This is a genomic window from Nocardioides sp. (assembly GCF_035481145.1).
Taxonomy (GTDB): Bacteria; Actinomycetota; Actinomycetes; order Propionibacteriales; family Nocardioidaceae; genus Nocardioides.
Map to the genome: position 1 here is coordinate 1 of NZ_DATIHB010000120.1, position 19851 is coordinate 19851.

At 70.1% G+C, this 19851-nt stretch carries 22 protein-coding genes; 6 read left to right on the forward strand and 16 right to left on the reverse strand.

Translation table 11 applies throughout. The annotated features are described in order from the left end of the window. Window positions 1–32: 32 nt before the first annotated feature. The 5 genes from VLF38_RS09965 to VLF38_RS09985 form a co-directional block, all read right to left on the reverse strand. Window positions 33–443 (reverse strand): phosphomannose isomerase type II C-terminal cupin domain, encoded by a 411-nt coding sequence (locus VLF38_RS09965; RefSeq protein WP_325271109.1) that lies wholly within the window; start codon window positions 441–443, stop codon window positions 33–35. Window positions 444–568: 125 nt separating this feature from the next. Then, window positions 569–1555, reverse strand: a complete 987-nt coding sequence (locus VLF38_RS09970) for a YgfZ/GcvT domain-containing protein (RefSeq protein ID WP_325271110.1) — start codon at window positions 1553–1555, stop codon at window positions 569–571. Window positions 1556–1618: 63 nt separating this feature from the next. Further along, entirely contained in the window at window positions 1619–2239 is a 621-nt protein-coding gene (locus VLF38_RS09975) for a hypothetical protein (RefSeq protein WP_325271111.1), read from the reverse strand. A 181-nt stretch (window positions 2240–2420) separates the two neighbouring features. Beyond that, window positions 2421–2867 (reverse strand): transcriptional repressor, encoded by a 447-nt coding sequence (locus VLF38_RS09980; protein WP_325271112.1) that lies wholly within the window; start codon window positions 2865–2867, stop codon window positions 2421–2423. Between the two features lie 13 nt (window positions 2868–2880). Further along, window positions 2881–3396, reverse strand: a complete 516-nt coding sequence (locus tag VLF38_RS09985) for an FABP family protein (RefSeq protein ID WP_325271113.1) — start codon at window positions 3394–3396, stop codon at window positions 2881–2883. A gap of 51 nt (window positions 3397–3447) precedes the next feature. Here VLF38_RS09985 and VLF38_RS09990 point away from each other — a divergent pair, with 51 nt between their 5' ends. Next, window positions 3448–3822 (forward strand): DsrE family protein, encoded by a 375-nt coding sequence (locus VLF38_RS09990; RefSeq protein WP_325271114.1) that lies wholly within the window; start codon window positions 3448–3450, stop codon window positions 3820–3822. Window positions 3823–3866: 44 nt separating this feature from the next. Here VLF38_RS09990 and VLF38_RS09995 read toward each other — a convergent pair whose 3' ends face one another. Further along, on the reverse strand, window positions 3867–5270 hold the full coding sequence (locus tag VLF38_RS09995; protein ID WP_325271115.1) for a sugar transferase: 1404 nt from the start codon (window positions 5268–5270) through the stop codon (window positions 3867–3869). 183 nt (window positions 5271–5453) lie between these two features. Between VLF38_RS09995 and VLF38_RS10000 the strand changes: the two genes are divergently transcribed. After that, window positions 5454–6848 carry a polysaccharide biosynthesis tyrosine autokinase gene (locus VLF38_RS10000; protein WP_325271116.1) on the forward strand — a complete coding sequence of 465 codons (1395 nt, stop codon included), beginning with the start codon at window positions 5454–5456 and terminating at the stop codon, window positions 6846–6848. A gap of 222 nt (window positions 6849–7070) precedes the next feature. Here VLF38_RS10000 and VLF38_RS10005 read toward each other — a convergent pair whose 3' ends face one another. From VLF38_RS10005 to VLF38_RS10030, 7 genes are all read right to left on the reverse strand, one after another. After that, on the reverse strand, window positions 7071–7367 hold the full coding sequence (locus tag VLF38_RS10005) for a DUF1416 domain-containing protein (protein ID WP_107698630.1): 297 nt from the start codon (window positions 7365–7367) through the stop codon (window positions 7071–7073). A gap of 43 nt (window positions 7368–7410) precedes the next feature. Next, window positions 7411–8259, reverse strand: a complete 849-nt coding sequence (locus VLF38_RS10010) for a sulfurtransferase (RefSeq protein ID WP_325271117.1) — start codon at window positions 8257–8259, stop codon at window positions 7411–7413. Window positions 8260–8300: 41 nt separating this feature from the next. Next, complete coding sequence (locus VLF38_RS10015) at window positions 8301–8768, reverse strand: DUF4395 domain-containing protein (protein WP_325271118.1); 468 nt, start codon at window positions 8766–8768, stop codon at window positions 8301–8303. A gap of 127 nt (window positions 8769–8895) precedes the next feature. Further along, on the reverse strand, window positions 8896–8973 hold the full coding sequence (locus VLF38_RS17380) for a putative leader peptide (protein ID WP_414689381.1): 78 nt from the start codon (window positions 8971–8973) through the stop codon (window positions 8896–8898). A gap of 119 nt (window positions 8974–9092) precedes the next feature. Next, entirely contained in the window at window positions 9093–10160 is a 1068-nt protein-coding gene (locus tag VLF38_RS10020) for a hypothetical protein (RefSeq protein WP_325271119.1), read from the reverse strand. Window positions 10161–10168: 8 nt separating this feature from the next. Further along, a complete protein-coding gene (locus VLF38_RS10025) occupies window positions 10169–11371 on the reverse strand; it encodes a glycosyltransferase family 4 protein (protein WP_325271120.1) in 1203 nt (400 codons plus the stop codon). Then, window positions 11371–12354: an NAD-dependent epimerase/dehydratase family protein gene (locus VLF38_RS10030; protein WP_325271121.1), complete on the reverse strand. Its 984-nt coding sequence runs from the start codon at window positions 12352–12354 to the stop codon at window positions 11371–11373. Before VLF38_RS10030 ends, VLF38_RS10025 begins: the two co-directional genes overlap by 1 nt. Before the next feature lie 182 nt (window positions 12355–12536). Between VLF38_RS10030 and VLF38_RS10035 the strand changes: the two genes are divergently transcribed. Then, on the forward strand, window positions 12537–13307 hold the full coding sequence (locus VLF38_RS10035; protein ID WP_325271122.1) for a class I SAM-dependent methyltransferase: 771 nt from the start codon (window positions 12537–12539) through the stop codon (window positions 13305–13307). A 3-nt stretch (window positions 13308–13310) separates the two neighbouring features. On the opposite strand, the gene VLF38_RS10040 is transcribed toward VLF38_RS10035, so the two are convergent. Continuing rightward, window positions 13311–14378, reverse strand: a complete 1068-nt coding sequence (locus VLF38_RS10040) for a glycosyltransferase family 1 protein (RefSeq protein WP_325271123.1) — start codon at window positions 14376–14378, stop codon at window positions 13311–13313. A 76-nt stretch (window positions 14379–14454) separates the two neighbouring features. Here VLF38_RS10040 and VLF38_RS10045 point away from each other — a divergent pair, with 76 nt between their 5' ends. Then, a complete protein-coding gene (locus VLF38_RS10045; RefSeq protein WP_325271124.1) occupies window positions 14455–15351 on the forward strand; it encodes an FkbM family methyltransferase in 897 nt (298 codons plus the stop codon). 62 nt (window positions 15352–15413) lie between these two features. Here the strand turns inward: VLF38_RS10045 and VLF38_RS10050 are convergent, their stop codons facing one another. Both VLF38_RS10050 and VLF38_RS10055 read right to left on the reverse strand, forming a co-directional pair. Next, the gene (locus VLF38_RS10050) at window positions 15414–16121 is read right to left on the reverse strand and encodes a class I SAM-dependent methyltransferase (RefSeq protein ID WP_325271125.1); all 708 of its coding nucleotides are present in this window, start codon (window positions 16119–16121) and stop codon (window positions 15414–15416) included. A 69-nt stretch (window positions 16122–16190) separates the two neighbouring features. Beyond that, the gene (locus tag VLF38_RS10055; RefSeq protein ID WP_325271126.1) at window positions 16191–17165 is read right to left on the reverse strand and encodes a hypothetical protein; all 975 of its coding nucleotides are present in this window, start codon (window positions 17163–17165) and stop codon (window positions 16191–16193) included. Window positions 17166–17240: 75 nt separating this feature from the next. Here VLF38_RS10055 and VLF38_RS10060 point away from each other — a divergent pair, with 75 nt between their 5' ends. Together VLF38_RS10060 and VLF38_RS10065 are read left to right on the forward strand one after the other, a co-directional pair. Then, complete coding sequence (locus VLF38_RS10060) at window positions 17241–18536, forward strand: hypothetical protein (protein ID WP_325271127.1); 1296 nt, start codon at window positions 17241–17243, stop codon at window positions 18534–18536. A 13-nt stretch (window positions 18537–18549) separates the two neighbouring features. Continuing rightward, a complete protein-coding gene (locus VLF38_RS10065; protein WP_325271128.1) occupies window positions 18550–19710 on the forward strand; it encodes a class I SAM-dependent methyltransferase in 1161 nt (386 codons plus the stop codon). Window positions 19711–19851: the final 141 nt, after the last annotated feature.

Here is a 19851-nt window from a genome sequence, read left to right on the forward strand (position 1 = left end):
AGACTGGTCCGGGCCCGCTCGCAGACCTCACGTCAGACGGAGGCGGCGTGGTGGGCGTGGATCTCCACGGTCCCGTCGCCATGGTCGTCGTCGCACTCGCAGCGGCCGTAGTCGTCCTCGAGGCGGTTGATGTCGTCCTCACCGGTGTAGGCGCCCCGCTGGACCTCGATGATCACGAGCTCCTCGGCATGGGCGTTGGTGATCCGGTGGGCAGCACCCTGGGCGACGTCGATCGACTCACCCGGTCCGGCCACGATCTCCTTGCCCTCGACGACGCAGGTCGCGATGCCGAAGATCACCACCCAGTGCTCCGAACGGTGCTTGTGGGTCTGGTAGCTCAGCCGCTGGCCAGGCTTCACGTGGATCCGCTTGACCTTGTAGCCCGCAGACTCGTCGATCGTGTGCCAAGAGCCCCATGGCCGCTCGGCGTGGTCGGTCACCATGTCATTCCCTCATCTGGTCGGCTTCCTGCACAGCCTACGTAAGCGTCGTGAACTCATGGGCTGCTTCACCCCAACGCAGCGTGACCGGAAAGGTTAGGCCGGACAGCCCCGGACGTTTGTCGGTCTCAGCGCAGCTTCGGGCGGACGTGGAGGCCGATCTCGGGGTCGACGAGGACCTCTTGGGCCGCCGGCATACCGTCCACCGAGAGCGCGGTGTCGACGGCGACGTTGCGCTTCACCAGGGCCAGAGCGATCGGGCCGAGCTCGTGGTGGCGCGCGGAGGAGCCGACGACGCCGACCTCCTTCTCGCCCAGGAACACGGCCGCGCCGGGAGTCGGAAGCCGGTTCTCCGAGCCGTCGAGGTGGAGCAGCACGAGCCGACGCGGCGGCCGGCCGAGCGTGTGGACGCGGGCGACGGTCTCCTGACCGCGGTAGCAGCCCTTCTCGAGGTGCACCGCTGCCTCCCCCAGTACGCCGGGAGTCGAGGCCGCAGGCACCCACCCCACCTCGTTGGGGATCGTCCGGTGGTCGGTGTCGATGCCGAGCCGCGGCTCGCCCCGCTCGATCCGGAGCGCCTCGAACGCCCAGAGGCCGGCCGCCGGGCCGGCCGCGTCGGCGTACGCCTCCAGGCGCTCGCGCGGCACGAACTCGTACTTGCCCTCGCCAGCACCCGTCGCCCGCCAGGCCACGGCGAGCTCGTCCGTGGCGTCGGAGACCTCGACCCGGGTCATGAAGACCATGCGCGAGAGGAAGCCGATCAGCGCCTCGCCAGCGCCCGGCTCGGTGTGCGCGAGGAACGCCTCGCCGTCGTCGACGCCGGTGAACGCGTGCTCGACATGGCCCTGGGGGCTCAGGACGAGGGCGGTCACCCAACGCCCGGCGGGCAGGTCCAGGAAGTGCTGCGTCGTCAGGTTGTGGAGCCAGCTCAACCGCTCCGGGCCCGCGATGCGCACCACGTCGCGGTGCGACAGGTCCACGAAGCCCTCGCCCGCGGCGAGGCGGCGCTGCTCGGCGTTGAACGAGCCGTAGTGGGCCGCGACCGGTGCGTCGATGCCGTTGCCGGCGACGGCGCCGGACAGCTGGAGCAGGGGGCTGTGCAGGGTCTCACTCACCCGACCAGCCTACGGGGCTGGCCGCACCGGCGACGCCCGCGGGACGAGCCGCGACCGGCGACGTCAGGCCGGGACGCAGAGCTGCTCGGCGCCGGACGGCGGAACCCGGTGGTACTCCGGCATCGAGTGGAGGGCGAACTCGCCGTCGGGGGCGTGGAGCCGCCCGACACTCGCCAGTGCGTGCCAGCGGACCGCGGAGTCGCCGCCGCCGTGCGTCTCCAGCCAGAGCAGCGCCGTACGCCGGGCGACATCCTGCGCGAGCTCGTGGACGTCCAGCTCCGTGTCGAACGTGAAGGTGAGGACGCGGTACTCCCCCGAGGCGATCCGGATGACGAGGCGCAGCGCGTCGTTCTGGAAGAGGCTGCCCGACGAGCTGCCTCCGATCGCCACGATCTGGTCGAGCGGTACATGGCCCGCGAGCACGCTGTCCGGGGTCGGTCGACCACCCGTGATCACCAGGCGGGCGTCGGTGAGGAGCAGGTCGAGGCCGCCACGGAGCACCACACCGTCACGCACGTGCCCGTCGCGCTGCGTGCGCAGCTTGAGCGAGCGCGCGGTCACGTCACGCACGCTGCCATCGGCGCGGTCGAGGTAGACCGGGAGCGGCGACCCCGCCGGCGTCACGGCCGGATAGAGCTCGTCGGCGAGCTGGCGATGCGAGCGGAGCGCGAGCGGGAACGGCACGGGAGACCTCTTGGCTAGATCAACAGCGCCCCCCGATGAGCACCTTGGCGATGACTGCTATCCAACTGGCGTTTGCCTACTGAAGCAAGGCGTCCCTCCAGTGATCCAGACCACCCTCGCTCGCACACCACCCCTGCCCGGCAGTGCCGGAAGCAGCGGTCGTGCTGCGAGGGGAGACCGGTCAGCGGCAGGAGCGGCAGGAGCCGAAGACCGTCAGGTGGCCCACGTCCGGGACGAAGCCGAACTCCGCGTCGAGCTGCTCGAGCAGCGGCGCCAGCAGGGACGGACCCACGGAGAGCACCTCGCCGCATCCCCGGCAGACCAGGTGGAAGTGCTCGTGCCCGCCCACCGAGTGGTACGTCGGAGCACGGTCGGTGAGGTGCGCGTGACGCACCAGGCCCAGCTCCTCGAGGACCTCGAGGTTGCGGTAGACCGTCGACAGGCTCAGCTCCGGCTTGTGCCGGCGCGCCTCCGCGAGCACCTCGTCCGGCGTCGCATGGCCGAGCCGCTCGACGGCGTCCAGCACCAGGCGGCGCTGCGGGGTCAGGCGCTTGCCCGCTCCCTTGAGCCGGTCGCCGAGCTCCTCAGGGGGCCCCCGCTGCTCGTCGCCCGAACCCGTCGAGGCCATCGTCGCCGCCGGCTCAGGCCTTGCCGGCACGCTGCAGGCGTGCCCACAGGTGCGGCTGCAGCGGCTGGTCCATCGCGGCCATGTCGTAGGCGTAGAGCAGGTCGCCCTCGACGTTGCCGTAGAGCCGCTTGCCGCCCTGCACGGGCTTCGCGGTCTCGGTCACGCCGATCGCGTCGGTGACGATCTCGAGCTTGCCGCCCTCGGCGTTGCCCACCCAGACCTCGACGACACCGGTGTTGTGCGTCATCACGAACTCGACCTTGCCCACGCCCATGCCGGTCTGCTTGCAGCGCAGGAAGCCGGTCTCGATCGCGGCCTTGCGCACCTCGTTGCCCTCGTCGTCGACGATCCACGAGCGCGCCATGTAGTGGAAGAACGGTCGCCCGTCGTGGGTGAAGATCAGCTCCTGGCCGAACTGGAAGCCCTCGATCGTCGGGTAGTCACCGTGGCCGTTGCCGCGCCAGGTGCCGAGCATCCAGGCCACGGGGCCCATGTCGGGGTGCAGGTCGGAAGGGAGCTCGAACGCCATGCGCGCAGTCTATTGGCACTCACCCGCCGCCCGTCCTCCTAGGCTGGCTCCATGCCATCCCCGAAGATCCGGCCGCTGAGGATCAAGGTCACCTGCGGCCCCGAGGACCCCGAGCGCTGCAACCAGGCCTTCACGGTCGCCGCCACAGCCGTGGCCGCAGGCGCCGACGTCGGCCTCTGGCTCACCGGCGAGGCTGCCTGGTTCGGTACGCCGGGGCGCGCGGAGGCGTTCGACCTGCCGCTCGCCACTCCCCTGGCCGACCTGCGCGACGCCGTCCTCGCGGGCGGGCAGCTGACCGTCTGCACCCAGTGCGCTGACCGGCGCGACATCACCGCCGAGGACCTGCTCCCCGGCGTACGGATCGCCGGCGCAGCCGTCTTCACCGAGGAGATCCTCGGCGAGGGCGTCCAGGCGCTCGTCTACTGACGGCGGCCTGCCTGCTGCAGCGGCCTGCCGGCGGCAAGGTCGCCTCAGTAGGCCCCGCGGCTCATCACGACGGCGCGAGCGGTCTTGAGCATGATGATCACGTCGCCGACGATCGACCAGTTGTCGACGTAGTAGAGGTCCATGCGGACCGCCTCGTCGAAGGGCAGGTCACTGCGGCCGGAGATCTGCCAGAGGCCGGTGAGCCCCGGGCGCACGAGCATGCGGCGGTGCATCTCCGGCGGGTAGAGCTCGACCTCGCGGGGCAGCGGCGGGCGCGGCCCGACGAGCGACATGTCGCCCCGCAGGACGTCGAAGAGCTGCGGGAGCTCGTCGAGCGACCACTTGCGGATGGGGCGGCCGATGCGGGTCACGCGCGGGTCGTTGCGCATCTTGAAGAGCACGTCGTCGACGTCGTTGAAGTCGCTCAGCTCCGCGAGCTTCGCGTCGGCGTCGACCACCATCGAGCGGAACTTCGTCATCCGGAACGTCGTGCCGTTGCGGCCGGTGCGCTCCTGGCGGAAGAAGACGGGACCGCCGTCACTGACCTTGACCGCCAGCGCGATCGCGAGCATCAGCGGCGACAGGAGCACGAGCATCAGCGAGGCGACCACGATGTCGAAGGCACGCTTGGCCAGACCGCCTGCGCGGCGTACGCCCGGCTCCTCGATGTGGACCAGCGGGAGGCCGGCCAGGTGGCGCATGTGGAGGCGCGGACCGGCGACGTCGATGAGCGAGGGAACGACGACGAGATCGACGTTGCGGCCCTCGAGCTCCCAGCCGATCTGGCGCAGTGCACGCGAGGTGGACGCACCGCCGCCACCGACCAGCACCGTGTGCGCGCCGGTCAGCTCACACGCCTCGACGATCGAGTCGACGCCACCGAAGAGGGGCACCGCGAGCGACACGTCGGCCTCTTGCGAGAGGCCGGGCACGCAGGTGCCGACGACCTGGTAGCCCAGATGGGGCGTGCGGGCCAGCTGCGTGACGAGCTCGTCGAGGGCGCGCGGCTCGCAGACCGCGACGACGCGGGTCAGCAGGGCTCCGCGCCGGCGGAGGCCGTGGACGACCTTGCGGAGGGCGTAGCGCCCCACCGGCAGCGCGGCCAGCCCGAAGACGAACATCAGGACGACGAACGCCCGGGAGACCTGGATGTCGGCGAGGAAGGCAGTGGCGCCGAGCGCGCCGGCCGCCACGAAGGTGCTCGTGACGACGAGCTGGAACTCGTCGTGCCCGGCACCGAGGATCCGGCGGCGGTACGCCCCACGGATGAGCAGCGATCCGAGCCAGATGACGCCGATCAGCGGCGCCACCACCAAGGGGCGCACGGTCCCGGCGACATCGGCCGGGAGCAGCGGCTGGAGCAGTGTCGAGAAGCCGGCGGCGAAGACCGCCGAGACCATCAGGATCGTGACGTCGAGGACGAACGCAGCGATGACGACGCGACGCATCTGGCGGGCGAGGGGAAGCCCTCCACCTGCCGACAACGTCGTCGGTCGCTCCGCTAGATACGTCACCCTTCGAGCCCCTTCAAAGAAACCCCCCGGTCAGGAACGTCAACGAGCATGAGGCCACTCGGTCACGTCTACACTGCCGACTGACCCGCACCGTATCTCCAACAAAGGGCCTGGCGAGTGGACTTCAAGGAACTTCTGCGCACGCTTCGACGCCGCTGGAAGACCATCGTGGCGATCACGCTCATCGCCATGGCGGGCAGCCTCTTCCTGTCGCTGCGCACCGATCCGCTCTACCAGTCGACGGCGAAGGTCTACGTCAGCGCCGACACGTCCACGCTGCAGGACCAGTATGCCGCCAACGTGTACGTCCAGCAGCGCGTGGCCTCGTACGCGCAGCTGGCGAGCCACCGGGTCCTGCTCGCGCGGGTCGCGGATGCCGCCGGCCTCGACATGACGGCGAGCGACCTCGCCGGCCGGGTGCACGCGGTCGTCGAGCCCGAGACCGCCATCCTCGACATCACCATCACCGACACCGATCCCGAGCGGGCCCGCAAGATCGGTGACGTTCAGGCGGCCGAGCTGGTGAAGTTCGTCCAGGAGCTCGAGACGCCCTCGACGTCCGAACACTCCCCGATCCTGCTCACGGTGACCGACCCGGCGACGTACAACGGCACGCCGGTCTCGCCGCAGACGATGCTCAACCTCGTGATCGCGACGCTGATCGGCCTCACCATGGGCGTCGGCCTGGCCATCGCCCGCGAGCTGCTCGACCAGACGGTCAAGTCCGCGACCGACGTGGAGAAGGCTGCCGACGTCCCGCTGATGGCGGCCATCGGCTTCGACTCCACGGTCGAGAAGAGCCCGCTGGTGCTCGACATCTCGTCGTTCTCGCCGCGCGCCGAGGCGTTCCGCCTGCTCCGCACCAACCTGCAGTTCCTCGATCTCGACCACCCCCCGCGCGCGATCGTCATCACCTCGTCGGTCTCGGGCGAAGGAAAGACGACCGCCTCGACCAACCTCGCGCTCGCGCTCGCGCAGGCCGGCCGCCGCGTCCTCCTCGTCGACGGCGACCTCCGTCGACCGCGCGTGGCGCAGCTGATGGGCATGGACGGCTCGATCGGCCTCACGACGGTCCTCGTGGGCCGCACGAAGCTCGAGGAGTCGATCCAGAAGCACAAGGAGTCCGGCGTCCACGTGCTCGCCTCGGGCCCCACGCCGCCGAACCCGTCGGAGATCCTGCAGGCCAACGCCACGCTCGACCTGCTGGGCCGCCTGCGCGACGCCTACGACATCGTGATCATCGACGCCCCGCCGCTCCTGCCCGTCGCCGACGCGGCACTGCTCGCGACGGCCGCCGACGGCGCCATCATCATCACGCGCCACGGCAAGACGACCCGCGACCAGCTCGAGGGCGCTGCCCACCGCCTGGCCGCCGTCGGCGCCCGCACCTTCGGCGTCGTCCTCAACATGGCCCCGAAGCGCTTCGGTGAGATGAACTACTACTACTACTATGCCGAAGAGGCCGAGCCGTCGGGCAAGGGCGGTAAGAAGGCCGGCTCCCGCAAGGCCTGAGTCACACGCTCGTGAGCCCCCGCCTCGGCGGGGGCTCACTGCATTTCGCCGAGGCGGCGCGAACCTGCACCCGAACCTCGCCGAGGCGGCGCGAACCTGCAGTCGCCGTGCAGGCGCGCGCCGCTTCGGCGTACGACGCGTGCAGGTGCGCGCCGCTTCGGCGTACGACGAAGGCCCGGCCCCCTTCGCGGGGACCGGGCCTTCGTGCGTGGCTGGCTGAGATCAGAGAGCGATCTCGACCTCGGCGATCGAACCGACGGCGGCGACGACCTTGCGGTCGACGGTGTCCGCGCCCGGGGCCAGGGTGCGCAGGGTCCACTCGCCGTCACCGGCGAAGAACCGGAAGTGGCCGGTCGCGGAGACCGGGACCTCGGCGGTGAACTCGCCGCTCTTGTCGAGCAGGCGCACGTAGGCGACGCCGACGGGCGAGCCGTCCTTGGTCACCTGGCCCTGGATGATGGCCTCGATCTTGGTGTTGATGCCGTCGAGCGGAAGGCCGCCCTCAGTAGCTCCACACATGTTCTGTCTCCTAGAAGTCTCGAGAAGGCGTGAGCGGTGAGGCTCAGGCCTCGCCCGGCTCGTCGCCCAGGGCGATCGGAACGCCGACGAGGGAACCGTACTCGGTCCACGAGCCGTCGTAGTTCTTCACGTTCGGGGCGCCGAGGAGCTCCTGCAGGGCGAACCAGGTGTGCGAGGAGCGCTCACCGATGCGGCAGTAGGCGATGGTGTCCTTGGAGAAGTCGACACCGGCCTCCTCGTAGATCGCCTTGAGCTCGTCGTTGGACTTGAAGGTGCCGTCGTCGTTGGCAGCCTTCGACCACGGGACCGACGCGGCAGTCGGGACGTGGCCGGCGCGCTGGGCCTGCTCCTGCGGGAGGTGGGCCGGGGCGAGCAGGCGACCGGCGAACTCGTCGGGCGAGCGCACGTCGACGAGGTTCTGCACGCCGATGGCCTCGACCACGTCGTCGCGGAAGGCGCGGATCGAGAGGTCCTGCTCCTGCGCGGTGTAGGAGGTGGCCTCACGCTTGACCGGCTCGTCGGTGAGCTCGCGGGCGTCGAGCTCCCACTTCTTGCGACCGCCGTCGAGGAGCTTGACGTCCTGGTGGCCGTAGAGCTTGAAGTACCAGTACGCGTAGGCCGCGAACCAGTTGTTGTTGCCGCCGTAGAGCACGACGGTGGAGTCGTTGGCGACGCCCTTGTCGGACAGCAGCGCCTCGAACTGCGCCTTGTTGACGAAGTCGCGGCGGACCTGGTCCTGGAGGTCGGTGGTCCAGTCGAGCTTGATCGCACCACGGATGTGGGAGCGGTCGTACGCCGAGGTGTCCTCGTCGACCTCGATCAGGACGACCTGCGGGTTGTCGAGGTTCTCCTCGACCCACTGGGCGGTGACGAGCACGTCTTCGCGAGCCATGTTTCTCTCTTCTCTACTTACGGGGATTGGGGTGAAGGTTGTCAGGTGGTGCGGGCCGGGCGATAGGTCAGCCGCTTGAACAGCAGGTAGACCTCGCAGCCCAGGCAGAAGCCGAAGAGCGCGTTGAGCAGTGCCGCGGCCAGCGCGAAGCCGACGGCAACCGCCCCGGCAGCCTCGAAGCCGAAGGACCACAGGACCAGGCCGCTCAGCGCGAAGACGAAGCCGACGGTCTGCGCGAAGCGCGGCGGAGCCGGGTCCTCGAAGTGCGCCGGCGCGGCCAGGCGCGGGCGGACGAACCGCTTGAAGAGCCACGCCTGCGGCGTCCGGGTGACACCCAGGGCGGCCGCGACACCGAAGAGGACGGTCTGCAGCGCCAGCAGCACGAAGCCGACCGGAGTCGACGAGAGGGCGAGCGCAGCGGCGAGGACGACAGCGGTCAGCGCCGCAGCGAACTGCGGGCCACGCGGGTCGACCTGGTCGCGCGAGGCGCTCCTGGTGGTGGTGCTCATGTTCCTGCTCCTGTGCCCTGGCGGGCGGACTGTCACATCACGGACGGGAGATGGTCCTGTCAGGACCGAGGGACGTCAGCGGCGCATGGGCGCAGCGCCCGACGAGGGGCGCAGGAGGGACGTCCCGTCAGGACATTCGACACAGCGACGAGGCAACGCGCAGGAGATCCACCGCGCGGCGCTCGGTCAGCATGGTCGTGAACATGGGTATGACCTTAGGGGCCGCCGGACCCCGCCCTCAAACAGAGATCCCACTATCCGAGACGTCCGTCCGGATAGTGGGATCTGCTCAAATCAGGCGCTCGCCGCGCTGACCAGCGGCTGTCAGCCGACCTTCTTGAAGAGGAAGAACTCGTCGTGGAGGTCGATCATCTCCCGCATGTCGTCGTTCTGGTAGATCGTGCGGTGGTCTGCCAGCTCGTAGCCAGCTGCCAAAACGTCGGGCATGAAGTCCTCGCGCGTGCCCCCGGCCTCCGTGGAGAGGAGCTCCCCCGGGGTGTTGGGGACGATCAGCAGCCACGCGACGTCGCGCTTGGCGATCTGGTCGAGCCACCAGTTGATCGAGGCGTGCGACTGCTCCGAGAAGCTGTGGATGTTGACCGCCAGCGTGTAGGAGTCGCGCAGGGTGTCGATCTCCGACAGCGGAACGACGCGGACGACGTCCTTGCGGACGCCGCGGAAGTCGAGGTGGTACTCGCACAGGAACGTCGAGACCGGGACGCCGTCGGTGCAGTCGTAGGCGCCCAGGTTCGTCAGCGCCTCGTCCATGCGCCAGGCCATCCGGCCATAGCCCGCACCGATGTCGAGGACCGACGGGGCCGCCATCTGCGAGAGGCCGATCTGGTCGTCGAGGTAGTTGATCTCGTTGATCGAATCGAGGAGGTCACGGCTGACGACGCGGTCGCCGAAGGCGAAGGTGAACGCACCGAAGAGGCCGTCCTCCTTCAGCTTGCCGAAGAGGCCCAGCTTGTCGCGCGACTCGATGTCGAGCATGGCCAGGTAGTTGCGGGTCTTGGCGCCACCGGAGAAGAGGCGCATCTGCCAGACGTAGGCGTTGTCCCCGCGGAACCAGGCGAGCGAGAGGTTCTTCTTGAGGAACGAGTCGCTCCACTGCGTCTGCACTGCCGAGGGGTACGGCAGGCCGTTGTAGGCCTCGCGCAGCTCGGCCAGGCGCGGGCTGTCGGCGCGCAGGTACTCCTCGGCGCCCGCGGGCAGCGGGGTGTCGCCCTCGTGCGACACCTGGAAGTGGCGACGCCCCTCCTCGTCGATCCGCGAGATCAGGTAGCCGCGCCGGGCCAGCCCGGCGCGGACCCGGCGCTTCGCGGCGCCGGCGACCAGGCCGGGGTTGGCGCGCTTCACACGCGCCAGGAACTCGTTGGCCGAAGGATTCATTGCCTGCCTCAGGATCGGTGGTGGGTGGTGGATGCGGCGAGGATCGCCTCGAACTCGTTGGCACAGCCGGTCAGCTCGAACTCCTTCTCGGCGAGCGCACGTGACGACTCTCCGATGGACCCGGCACGCACCGGGTCCGCGAGCAGCTCGGTGACCCAGGCGGCGGCCGCCGGGATCGAGGTGTCCTCCGGGCGGAGGACACAGCCGCCGGTCTGCTCGATGAGCGACGCGGCGAGGTTCTCGGCCGGCATGAGGCCGACGATGGGCCGGCCGGCGCAGAGGTAGGAGAGCGTCTTGGACGGCACCGAGAAGGCGCCGGCCTCCTTCTCCAGCAGGACGACCAGGACGTCGCCCGATCCGAGGACCTCGGAGAGGCGCTCGTAGGGCTGGAACGGCAACAGCGTCAGGGGTACGCCGAGGCGCGCGGCCTCGTCACGGACCACAGGCGCCGCGGGGCCCTCGTTGACGACGACCAGCCGGACCGGCGTCCCGGCGTCGATGACCGCCTTCGCCAGGCGCGGCAGGAGCTCCGGGTTGTGCTTGAGCCCGAGCGTGCCGGAGTAGAGCAGCGTGGCGACCTGATCGACGCCCTGCTCCCGTGCCCACGCGTTGTCGCGCGGGACGGGGACGATCTCGTCGAGCGGGGCCCAGTTGGGGATCACGGTGACCTTGTCGGCCGTGCCCCATCGCCGGTGGACGTCGACGAAGGCGTCGGTGATGACCACGATCGCCGCGGCGCGGCGGGAGCACCACTTCTCACCGAGGCCGATCAGACGTCCGGCAAGCGCCATCGACCGGCCGAGCTTCTTGCCGGCGAAGGACGTGATCGCGACCGCCTGCACGTCCTGGTGCCACAGCACCCACGGCTTGCGGGTCACGAGCAGCACGAACGCGAGCACGACCAGGGTCGGGATCGGCACGTTGGAGCACAGGACCACATCGGGCCGCAGCCGGCGTACCTGCTGCACGAGCTCGACGCCGAGCCCGACCTCCTGCAGCAGGCGGCGCTTGAAGTCCGTCTTCGCGATCGAGCGACCCTCGCCGATCGCCGCGAAGCGGATCTTCTCCCCCGGCTCGGCCTGCAGGTGGCCCTTGCCGGAGGCGTACGCCGCACAGTAGCTGTGCGTGACCGCGTGGCCACGCGCGGCGAGCTCACGACTCAGCTCGACCTGGAACGGGTGGCCGCTGTAGTCGTGGACCAGGACCCTCATCAGCCGTGGGCAGCCTTCACCTGGTCGTAGACCCAGGCGTAGGTCTTCTCCATGCCCTCGAGCAGCGAGATCGACGGCTCCCAGCCGTAGATCTCCTGGATCAGGGTGTTGTCGGAGTTGCGGCCGCGGACGCCCTGAGGAGCGTCCAGCTGGTAGTTGCGCTTGCACTTGATGCCGGCGAAGCCCTCGACCATCGTGTAGAGGTCATTGATCGAGATCAGCTCGGACGAGCCGACGTTGACCGGGATGATCGAGTCGCCCTTGAGCACCATCTGCGAGCCCTTGACGCAGTCGTCGACGTACATGAAGGAGCGGGTCTGCTCGCCGTCGCCCCAGATGTCGATCTCGTGGTGACCGGAGATGACCGCCTCGGCGATCTTGCGGCACGTCGCGGCCGGAGCCTTCTCGCGGCCACCGGTCCACGTGCCCTCCGGGCCGTAGACGTTGTGGTAGCGGGCGACGCGGGTCTGCAGGCCGTAGTCCTCGAGGAAGTGGCGGGCCATGCGCTCGGAGAAGAGCTTCTCCCAGCCGTAGCCGTCCTCGGGGTCGGCCGGGTAGGCGTCAGACTCCTTGAGGGCGGTGACGTTGGGGTCGGTCTGCATCGAGCCGTTGTAGACGCAAGCGGAGGACGAGTAGAAGTAGCGCTCGACACCGGCGTTGCGCGCGGCCTCGAGCATGTGGGTGCTGGTCAGCACCGTCAGCATGCACTCGGCCTTGTTGTTCTCGATGAAGCCCATGCCGCCCATGTCGGCAGCGAGCATGTAGACCTCGCGCGCCCCGTCGGTCTGCTCGAACGCGTGGTCGCGCAGCGAGAGGTCCGCGACGACGTTCTCGACGCCCTCATGGACCTGGTACCACTGGTCGAGCGGCTTGATGTCCACCGAGCGGACCGTCAGGCCCTGCTTGAGCAGGTCGGCCACCAGGTGGCCGCCGATGAAGCCGCCGCCGCCGGCAACCAGAACGTCAACGCCAGATGCAGTCACAGTCCACTAACCCTTGCCACGAAGTTGTGCGTCCCCCGGACGAATCCATTCCGGACCCGCGCATGCGGCGCAATCCTAACCACGACATGGCAGCCCTTGTGACCCAGAACGCAAGACGGTGAGTCGTCCCGTAGGCTGCGCGCCGACTGCCCCACGTGTCCGCCCCGTCAGAGGAGCAACCGTTGACCGAGCCCGGCGCCACCACGTTCGCCCGCATCCTGAAGGACCACCTCGCGGCGGGTGTGATCAGGCACGACGACTCCGTGCTGGTCCAGTTCGCGGGGACCTTCGACGAGGCGGTCTGCAAGGAGGTCGGCCTCACCAACGTCAGCTTCGTCAACATCGCGCCGGACAGCCCGAGCAGCGAGATCGGCGGCACCGCGTTCGACGCGCACAAGATGCCCCAGGCCGACGCGTCGTACGACCACGTCATGGGGCACTCGGGCATCCACCACTGCTCGCGCCCGCACGAGGCGCTCCACGAGATGTACCGGATCGCCCGCAAGACGGTCCTCTTCGTCGAGAACCAGGACTCGGTCCTGATGCGCGCCGCCTCGAAGGCCGGCGTGGTGGGCTGGTACGAGCTCGCCGCCGTGATCGCCGACGGCTATGACACCGGCGGCGTCGACGGCACCGGCGTGCCGAACTTCGTCTACCGCTGGACCCGTCGCGACCTCTACAAGACCGTCGCGACCTTCGACCCGGCGTACGACATCCCGATCGACGTGCACACCGAGTGGAACCTCGGCACCGGTCGGGTCGCCTCCGAGGTGCTCCGCAAGAAGCTCCACCTCAGCCAGGCGACCGCCGAGAAGACGTTCGTGCGTGGCCAGAAGTTCATGAACAAGATCGCGGCGCGCCAGGGCAACATCTTCGCCGCCACGATCCGCAAGGACCTGCGCACGCTCCACCCGTGGATGGCGTCGCCCACCGCGATGAAGCGCGACGCCTGACCCTCAGCGCCGCAGGAGGTCCTCGCGGACGATCCTGGCGGTGCGGGCCCAGGTGAAGCCCTGCGCGAACTGCTGCGCCTCGGTGAGGTGCCCGGGGGCCTGAGCGAGGGCTGCCTCCATGGCATCGGCGAGGTCGTCCGCGCCGACCGTCAGGGCGACGGCCGCGAAGCCACCGGTCACCTCCCTCAGAGCCGGGTCGGGTGAGACGACCACCGGGATGCCCAGGCGCATCGCCTCGGCCGCGGGGAGTCCGAAGCCCTCGAAGTCGGAGGGGAAGACGACCATGCTCGCGGCCGCGAAGGTCCCCGCGAACGCGTCGTCGTCGAGCCACGGCGCGAGGTCGACCACGTCGCCGAGGCCGAGCTCGTGCACGAGCTGCGTCGCCGCCGCGCGGTCGCTCCCACCCATGCCGACCAGCCGCAGCGTCCAGTCCGGGTGCCGGGCGCTGAAGGGCTGCCAGGCGCGGATCACGGCATGGGCGTTCTTGTTGCCGAAGTGCCCGAACGCCAGCGCGTACGGCGGGTCCGCCCGCTCGGCGGTCGGCCAGGCGTCCGCGTGGTCGGAGCCGAGCTGCGCAGCGACCCCCTTGGCAGCCAGTCGCGGGTGGCGGTCGCGGAAGTCGTCGAGCGTCCGCTCGGAGATCGTGTACACGCCGTCGGCACGCCGGATGCTCCACCACCACCCCAGCCGGCGGGCTGCTCGCGTCTTCCGGGAGAACTGGTCGGGACGGAGCTCGTGGCGCAGGTCGTAGAGGATGACGCCGCGGGGCGCCGGCGTACCGACGAGACCGCTGGCGGGAACCCCGGAGACCACCGCGTCGACCGCCAGGTCGCGGGCCGCCCGGCGTACGGCCAGGGAGCGGAGCCAGGCCTTGCCAGCGGGCCCACCCACGGGCGGGTGGGCCCTGTGCACCACCACCCCCTCGGCGGGCACGAAGTCCGGTCCGTCGGGCCCGGCGAGCACCGTCAGGCGGTCGTCGGGGAAGGCCTCGCGCCACCCGCGGATCAGGTGAGCCACCACGATCGCGGCGCTTCCGGAGCGGACCGCGACCGCGTCGAACAGCACGTGCATGGAGAGTGGCCCTTCGGAGCGACGATCTCGACGGACGCGACCCTACTGGTCGGTGAACGTGGGTAGGGTGCCGCCCGTGTACGAGACGTTGCGGCATCATGCGGTCAGGCTGAAGGTCCATGCGGGGTGGTTCGTGCGCGACCTCTTCCCGCACCGCAAGGTGGTCCGGGAGGTGCTCGGCGTCGACCTGACGCTGCCCTGGTCGCACCGCCTGCCGGACTTCATCTCCCCCTATGGCGAGAACCTCGTCGACCTGGCGCGCGAGCTCGCCGAGGCCGACGGCGAGCAGCTGACCTTCATCGACGTGGGCGCCAATGTCGGCGACTCCACCAAGCAGGTCCTGCATGCCTGCGATGCCCGCGCCATCTGCGTGGAGGCTGACCCGTACTACCTCGAGTACCTCCACCTCAACGTCGGCGACGACCCGCGCGTCACCATCGTCGAGGCCCTGCTGACGCCGGAGGAGTCGACCGCTGCGACCACCGCCGTCCGGGTCGGCGGGACCACGCGTTTCGAGGAGGGCGAGGTCGGCGACGCCCTCGCCTCCGTCTCCCCCGCCGCGCTCCGCGCCGGCCACCCCGGCTTCGAGCGCCTGCGGCTGATCAAGTCGGACACCGACGGCTACGACGTCCTGCTGGTGCCGGCGCTCGTCGAGTCGTGGGCCGACAACCCCACGAAGCCGGCCCTCTTCTTCGAGTACGACCACATCCTGACGCGCAAGGTCGGCAACGACCCGCTCGCGGTCTGGCCGCGCCTCGAGGCGCTGGGCTACCGCGACATCGGCGTCTGGGACAACGGAGGCCACCTCGTCGGCCGCACGACGGTGAGCGAGATTGCCGCGAAGGCAGACGTGCTCGACGAGGTGTGGGGCAAGCTCAACCACCCCTACTGGGACGTCGCGGTGATCCACGCGGACGACGCCGCCGGGCAGACCGCCCTGGAGCGCATCGCGCCGGCTTCGAAGACGCTCTGACACAGACGCGGACGCGCCCTCTCCCGGTCGGGAGGGGGCGCGTCGTCGTTTGCAGGCCGGGCTCAGCCGATGCGGCGCAGCTTGTTGCGCAGCGTCCGCGCATGGCCGGCACCCTGCATCACCGCGCGCGTGCCCGGCTTGAGGGGGCCCCGGTGGAACATGTGCCAGTTCGAGCCGTTGGTGACGTACTCGTAGCCGAGTGCCTTCGCGAGCCGGCCCAGCGAGTCGGTCGTGTGGAAGGTGATGTGCTGGCCCACCTGTGGCATGTAGTACCACCACGCGTCGATCTTCGGCGGCGGGTCGGACGGCAGCGTCTCGGTCGTGAACATGAACCGGTCGGTGCGCTTGGCCAGCCCGGCCAGCTCGTTGCGCGGGTCCTGCAGGTGCTCGAGCACCTCGAACGCCGTGATCACGTCGTACGGCGCGTCGCTCTCGTCGATGAAGCCACGCGCGAAGACCGGCTTGGCGTAGGGGTCGAACTGCCAGAAGTCGAAGCCCTTCTCCCGCATCAGCTGCGTGAAGACGCCGTAGCCACCGGCCCAGTCGAGGAACTTCCCCTTCTTCAGCCGCTCGAGGCCGATCACCGCACCGGCGAGGCGCTGGTAGCGACGGGCGCGGCGGAGCAGGCCGGCGTCCTCGTCGTGGATCGCCGACTCGTAGGCCTCCTCGAGCCACGGGGTGTCACGCGCCGCGACGAGCCCGCAGTCGGGGCAGCGGTGGTAAAGCGTCTCGTACTTCTCCAGAACGAGCGCGGTGTCGAACTCGGTCATGGGTGCGTCGCACACAGGGCACGAGGTGGTCACGCTGCCTCCAGGGCTGGTCGTCGGATGGGGTCGAGGCTAGCGAGCCGCTACGGCATCGCCGACGCCTGCCTCGCGCAGCGCCGCCGCCACCGACTCCGCGATCAGCTGCCGGCCAGAGAACGAATAGTGCTCGGTGCCATTGGGGCCGAACTCGAAGTCGTCCTCACCGAACACCGGCTCCACCATCGTCAGCATCTCACCCGCGTCGGCACGAAGGGCCGCCTTGAACACGCTCCACTTCGCCTCGTGGGTGGCGATGAACTCGCCTGGGTAGAGCCGTTCGCCGTGCGGAAGCGGCGGCGGCGCGTGGTAGCTGACAACCGGGACGCCGTACTGGCGCAGACGGGTCCCGAACAGTCGCCAGGCGTCCACCACCGGCGCGCCCGGGTCGAGCACCTCACCGTGGAAGTAGTCGAAGAGCCGCTTCTGCTGCTCGAGCGGCCACGGGTGGGGGCCCAGCCCCTTGAGCGGGTGGCGCAGCTGGCCGATGGTGGTGCGCCCCGACCAGGTCGTGGTCAGCTCGACCTCGTCGAAGGCCGCGTAGTCCTCCGGCTGCGGATTGGCGCCATGCCCGATCGACCGGATCCGCCGCTCGCCGTTGCTGATCCGGGAGAGGGCCGCCAGAACCTCGGGGTACCGGTAGACCGGGTGGCCGGCCACCTGGGTCATCGACGTGCGCACCACCGAGGAGACCACCACCGCCGCCGGGCGCTGCTCCAGCAGGGAGAGCACCCGCAGCATCTCGGCGTGCAGGACCGGGTTGAAGCCCGGCCCACTGATGGCCGCGACCCGCGCTCCACCCAGCTCGCCACTCAGCAGCTCGGGGATCATCCGCAGGTCGGTGTCACGGGCGGCCGCGGTCAGGCAGGTGCTGTCGCCGAGCAGGAGGACATCGATCTCACCGCGCTGCAGGCCGCGCCGCACCCGCTCGAGCTGCTGCAGCTCGCGGCTCAGGAGCCGCCCTCGCAGCTCGCGAGCCCGGGCCCTCGCCTTCGCACGCGTCGTCGCCATCACGACGCAGAAGGTAGTCCACCCACCTCGGTCAGGCGGGCAGAACCGTCCACCATTCTCTGCGAGGATGCGCCCGTGAGCGAACCTGGCACCGACACAGAGAGCACCGAGTCCGGTACGACGAGCGTCCCTGCGGGCGGTGCGGGTCGCCGCACCAGCCTCGTCGGCATCGACCAGCTGGTGTCCGGCGCGTCGAACCTGATCCCGCTCATCTGGGTCGCCCACGCTCTGGCTCCGGCCGACTTCGGTCGGTTCAGCCTCGTCATCCTGATCTACCTGTTCACCCAGGCCACGCTGCGCGCGCTCATCGGCTGGCCGCTCCTGGTCCATCCCGAGGATGCCGACGGGCGGCCGCACGAGGTCCTCGGAGCGGTCACCGTGCTCTCCGGGGCCGCCGCAGCGGTGAGCGTCGCGATCGCCCTGGCGACCTGGCTGGCCGGGAGCCCGATGGGCACCGCCACGCTCGCGCTCGGTCTGCTGATGCCGCTCCTCTGCCTCCAGGACACCGGCCGGTTCGTCGGGATCGCGCAGGCCCGACCGGGCCGTGCACTCTCGCTCGACCTCCTCTGGCTGGTTCTCATGCTGGCCGGTTTCGCCGTCGTCGCGCTGAGCGGACACGACAGCCTGTTCTGGTACTCAGTGGCCTGGGCGGGCTCCGGCGCGGCGGCAGGCCTGTGGGTCGTCGTCCAGCAGGGAGTGCCCCGTCGCCACGACGTGTCGCTGCGGTGGCTCCGCGAGCACTGGGACTACTCCTCGCGCTCCTTCATCTCCGCGACCGCCACGACCGCCGTCACCCTGGTCGGCTCGATGGCGATCGCGCTGGTCAGCGGTCCCCAGGCCGTCGGCGCTGTCCGCGCGGCACTGATGCTGGAGCGCCCGAGTGCCGCACTTCAGCTCGCGGTGGCCACCTCCGCGGCCACCGACATCGCCCGCGAGCAGCCGGACAACCGCGGGCTCATGGCGATCCAGCGGCGCACCCTCCTCATCGCGTCCGTGGTGGCGGTCCTCAACCTGGTCGTGCTCGTCCTGCTCCCGGACAGCGTGGGCGAGGCGCTGCTGGGCCAGATGTGGCCCCTGGTCGCTCCGCTGGTGCTGCTGATCGGCATTCGCGTCGCGATCAGCGCCTCGCAGAGCGGCCTCCGTGCCGCGCTCCTGGGCCGCCGCCAGATCAAGCTCGTCATGTACGTCGACATCCTGAGCTCGGTCGTCACGATCGTCGGTCTGGTCGTCGGCGCGGCGGTTGCCGACGCCGAGGGCGCGATGTGGGGATCGCTGCCCGGGCTGGCGCTCGCCACCGTCTGCTGGTGGGTCGCTCTCCGGCGTCACCTCCGCTCGGCCCCGTTCCTTGCCCCCGACCCTGCCGCGGGCTAGCCTCACCCGGCCCATGGCCATGAAGGAGAAGACCGTGACCAGTCCCGAAGCACGCCTCGAGGAGGCGCGCGCGTACTACGCACGCGAGCTCGGGGACGGTGTCGAGCGCTTCGTCGGAGCGCCGTACGACGCCTGCCCGTGGTGCGGGTCGGCGGACTTCGGCCTGCGGATCGTCTGCCGTGACATCCGCCAGTTCAAGCCCGGGACTTTCCGGCTCGACGAGTGCCGCGACTGCGGGCACGTCTTCCAGAACCCGCCGCAGACCGACGAGGGCCTGACCTTCTACTACCGCGACACGTACGACGGCCTGAGCGCAGAGCGCACGGAGGCGAGCCTCGAGACGATGGGGCCGATCTACCGCAGCCGCGCCGAGACGATCGCGCGGATCCGCCCGGACACGCCGCGCCGCTGGCTCGACGTCGGCACGGCATCCGGCCACTTCCCGGCCGCGGCGAAGGAGGTCTTCCCGGAGACGGCCTTCGACGGCCTCGACATGTCCGACGGCGTCCTGAACGGCGTGGCGGCGGGCCGGATCGAGAAGGGCCACCAGGGCCAGTTCCCCGACCTGAGCGGCGAGCTCGCTGGGCAGTACGACCAGATCAGCATGTTCCATTACCTGGAGCACGTGCGCGACCCGTTCGCCGACCTCGACGCGGTCGTCGAGACGCTCAGCGACGACGGCTGGTTCCTCATCGAGCAGCCCGACCCGCACGCCCGCTCGGCGAAGCTCTTCGGGTCCTGGTGGCCCGGCTGGAACCAGCCCGAGCACCTGCACATGATCACCGAGCCCAACCTGGTCCGCGCCCTCGAGGAGCGCGGTATGGAGGTCGTCGAGGTGGTCCACCGCGAGGCCCACATCCCGGCGGAGGCGTTCATCATCGTGATGACGCTGCTCAACCGGCTGGCGCCCACCATCGAGATGCCGTGGCTCAGCGAGCAGCGGCGCCCGGGCCGGCTGCGCCGCCTGCTCGCCAAGCTGGTCATCGCACCACTCGTGCCGCTCGCGATGTTCCTCGACAAGACGTTCCTGCCGAAGGTGCTGAAGAGCTACCACGCCTACCGGATCGTGGCCCGCAAGGTGCCCCGCGCGGCCGAGCACCCGGCCGGTCCCGGCGCCGCCGCGACCTCCACGCCCGACGCGTCGTCCGCGTCGCCCGACCCGAACGGATCCTGAGCAGTGCTGACCCAGCTCCTCGCCGCCCTCGTCCGCTGGCTCCGCGCCCGCCGCACCCGGACGCGTCAGCGGATCCAGTGGCTCCGGGACGAGAGCCTCGTACACCCCGGCACCGTCGTGCACGAGCACGCGGTGATCGGC

Excerpts from the sequence above, each read along its gene's own strand:
- VLF38_RS10015 (WP_325271118.1), bottom strand. The coding sequence starts at position 8,768 with ATGAGCACCACCACCAGGAGCGCCTCGCGCGACCAGGTCGACCCGCGT.
- VLF38_RS10005 (WP_107698630.1), bottom strand. The coding sequence starts at position 7,367 with ATGTGTGGAGCTACTGAGGGCGGCCTTCCGCTCGACGGCATCAACACC.
- VLF38_RS10050 (WP_325271125.1), bottom strand. The coding sequence starts at position 16,121 with ATGACCGAGTTCGACACCGCGCTCGTTCTGGAGAAGTACGAGACGCTT.
- VLF38_RS09980 (WP_325271112.1), bottom strand. The coding sequence starts at position 2,867 with ATGGCCTCGACGGGTTCGGGCGACGAGCAGCGGGGGCCCCCTGAGGAG.
- VLF38_RS10025 (WP_325271120.1), bottom strand. The coding sequence starts at position 11,371 with ATGAGGGTCCTGGTCCACGACTACAGCGGCCACCCGTTCCAGGTCGAG.
- VLF38_RS10020 (WP_325271119.1), bottom strand. The coding sequence starts at position 10,160 with ATGAATCCTTCGGCCAACGAGTTCCTGGCGCGTGTGAAGCGCGCCAAC.
- VLF38_RS10010 (WP_325271117.1), bottom strand. The coding sequence starts at position 8,259 with ATGGCTCGCGAAGACGTGCTCGTCACCGCCCAGTGGGTCGAGGAGAAC.
- VLF38_RS10065 (WP_325271128.1), top strand. The coding sequence starts at position 18,550 with ATGGCCATGAAGGAGAAGACCGTGACCAGTCCCGAAGCACGCCTCGAG.
- VLF38_RS10055 (WP_325271126.1), bottom strand. The coding sequence starts at position 17,165 with ATGGCGACGACGCGTGCGAAGGCGAGGGCCCGGGCTCGCGAGCTGCGA.
- VLF38_RS09965 (WP_325271109.1), bottom strand. The coding sequence starts at position 443 with ATGGTGACCGACCACGCCGAGCGGCCATGGGGCTCTTGGCACACGATC.
- VLF38_RS17380 (WP_414689381.1), bottom strand. The coding sequence starts at position 8,973 with ATGTTCACGACCATGCTGACCGAGCGCCGCGCGGTGGATCTCCTGCGC.
- VLF38_RS10040 (WP_325271123.1), bottom strand. The coding sequence starts at position 14,378 with ATGCACGTGCTGTTCGACGCGGTCGCGGTCCGCTCCGGAAGCGCCGCG.
- VLF38_RS09990 (WP_325271114.1), top strand. The coding sequence starts at position 3,448 with ATGCCATCCCCGAAGATCCGGCCGCTGAGGATCAAGGTCACCTGCGGC.
- VLF38_RS09985 (WP_325271113.1), bottom strand. The coding sequence starts at position 3,396 with ATGGCGTTCGAGCTCCCTTCCGACCTGCACCCCGACATGGGCCCCGTG.
- VLF38_RS09995 (WP_325271115.1), bottom strand. The coding sequence starts at position 5,270 with ATGCGTCGCGTCGTCATCGCTGCGTTCGTCCTCGACGTCACGATCCTG.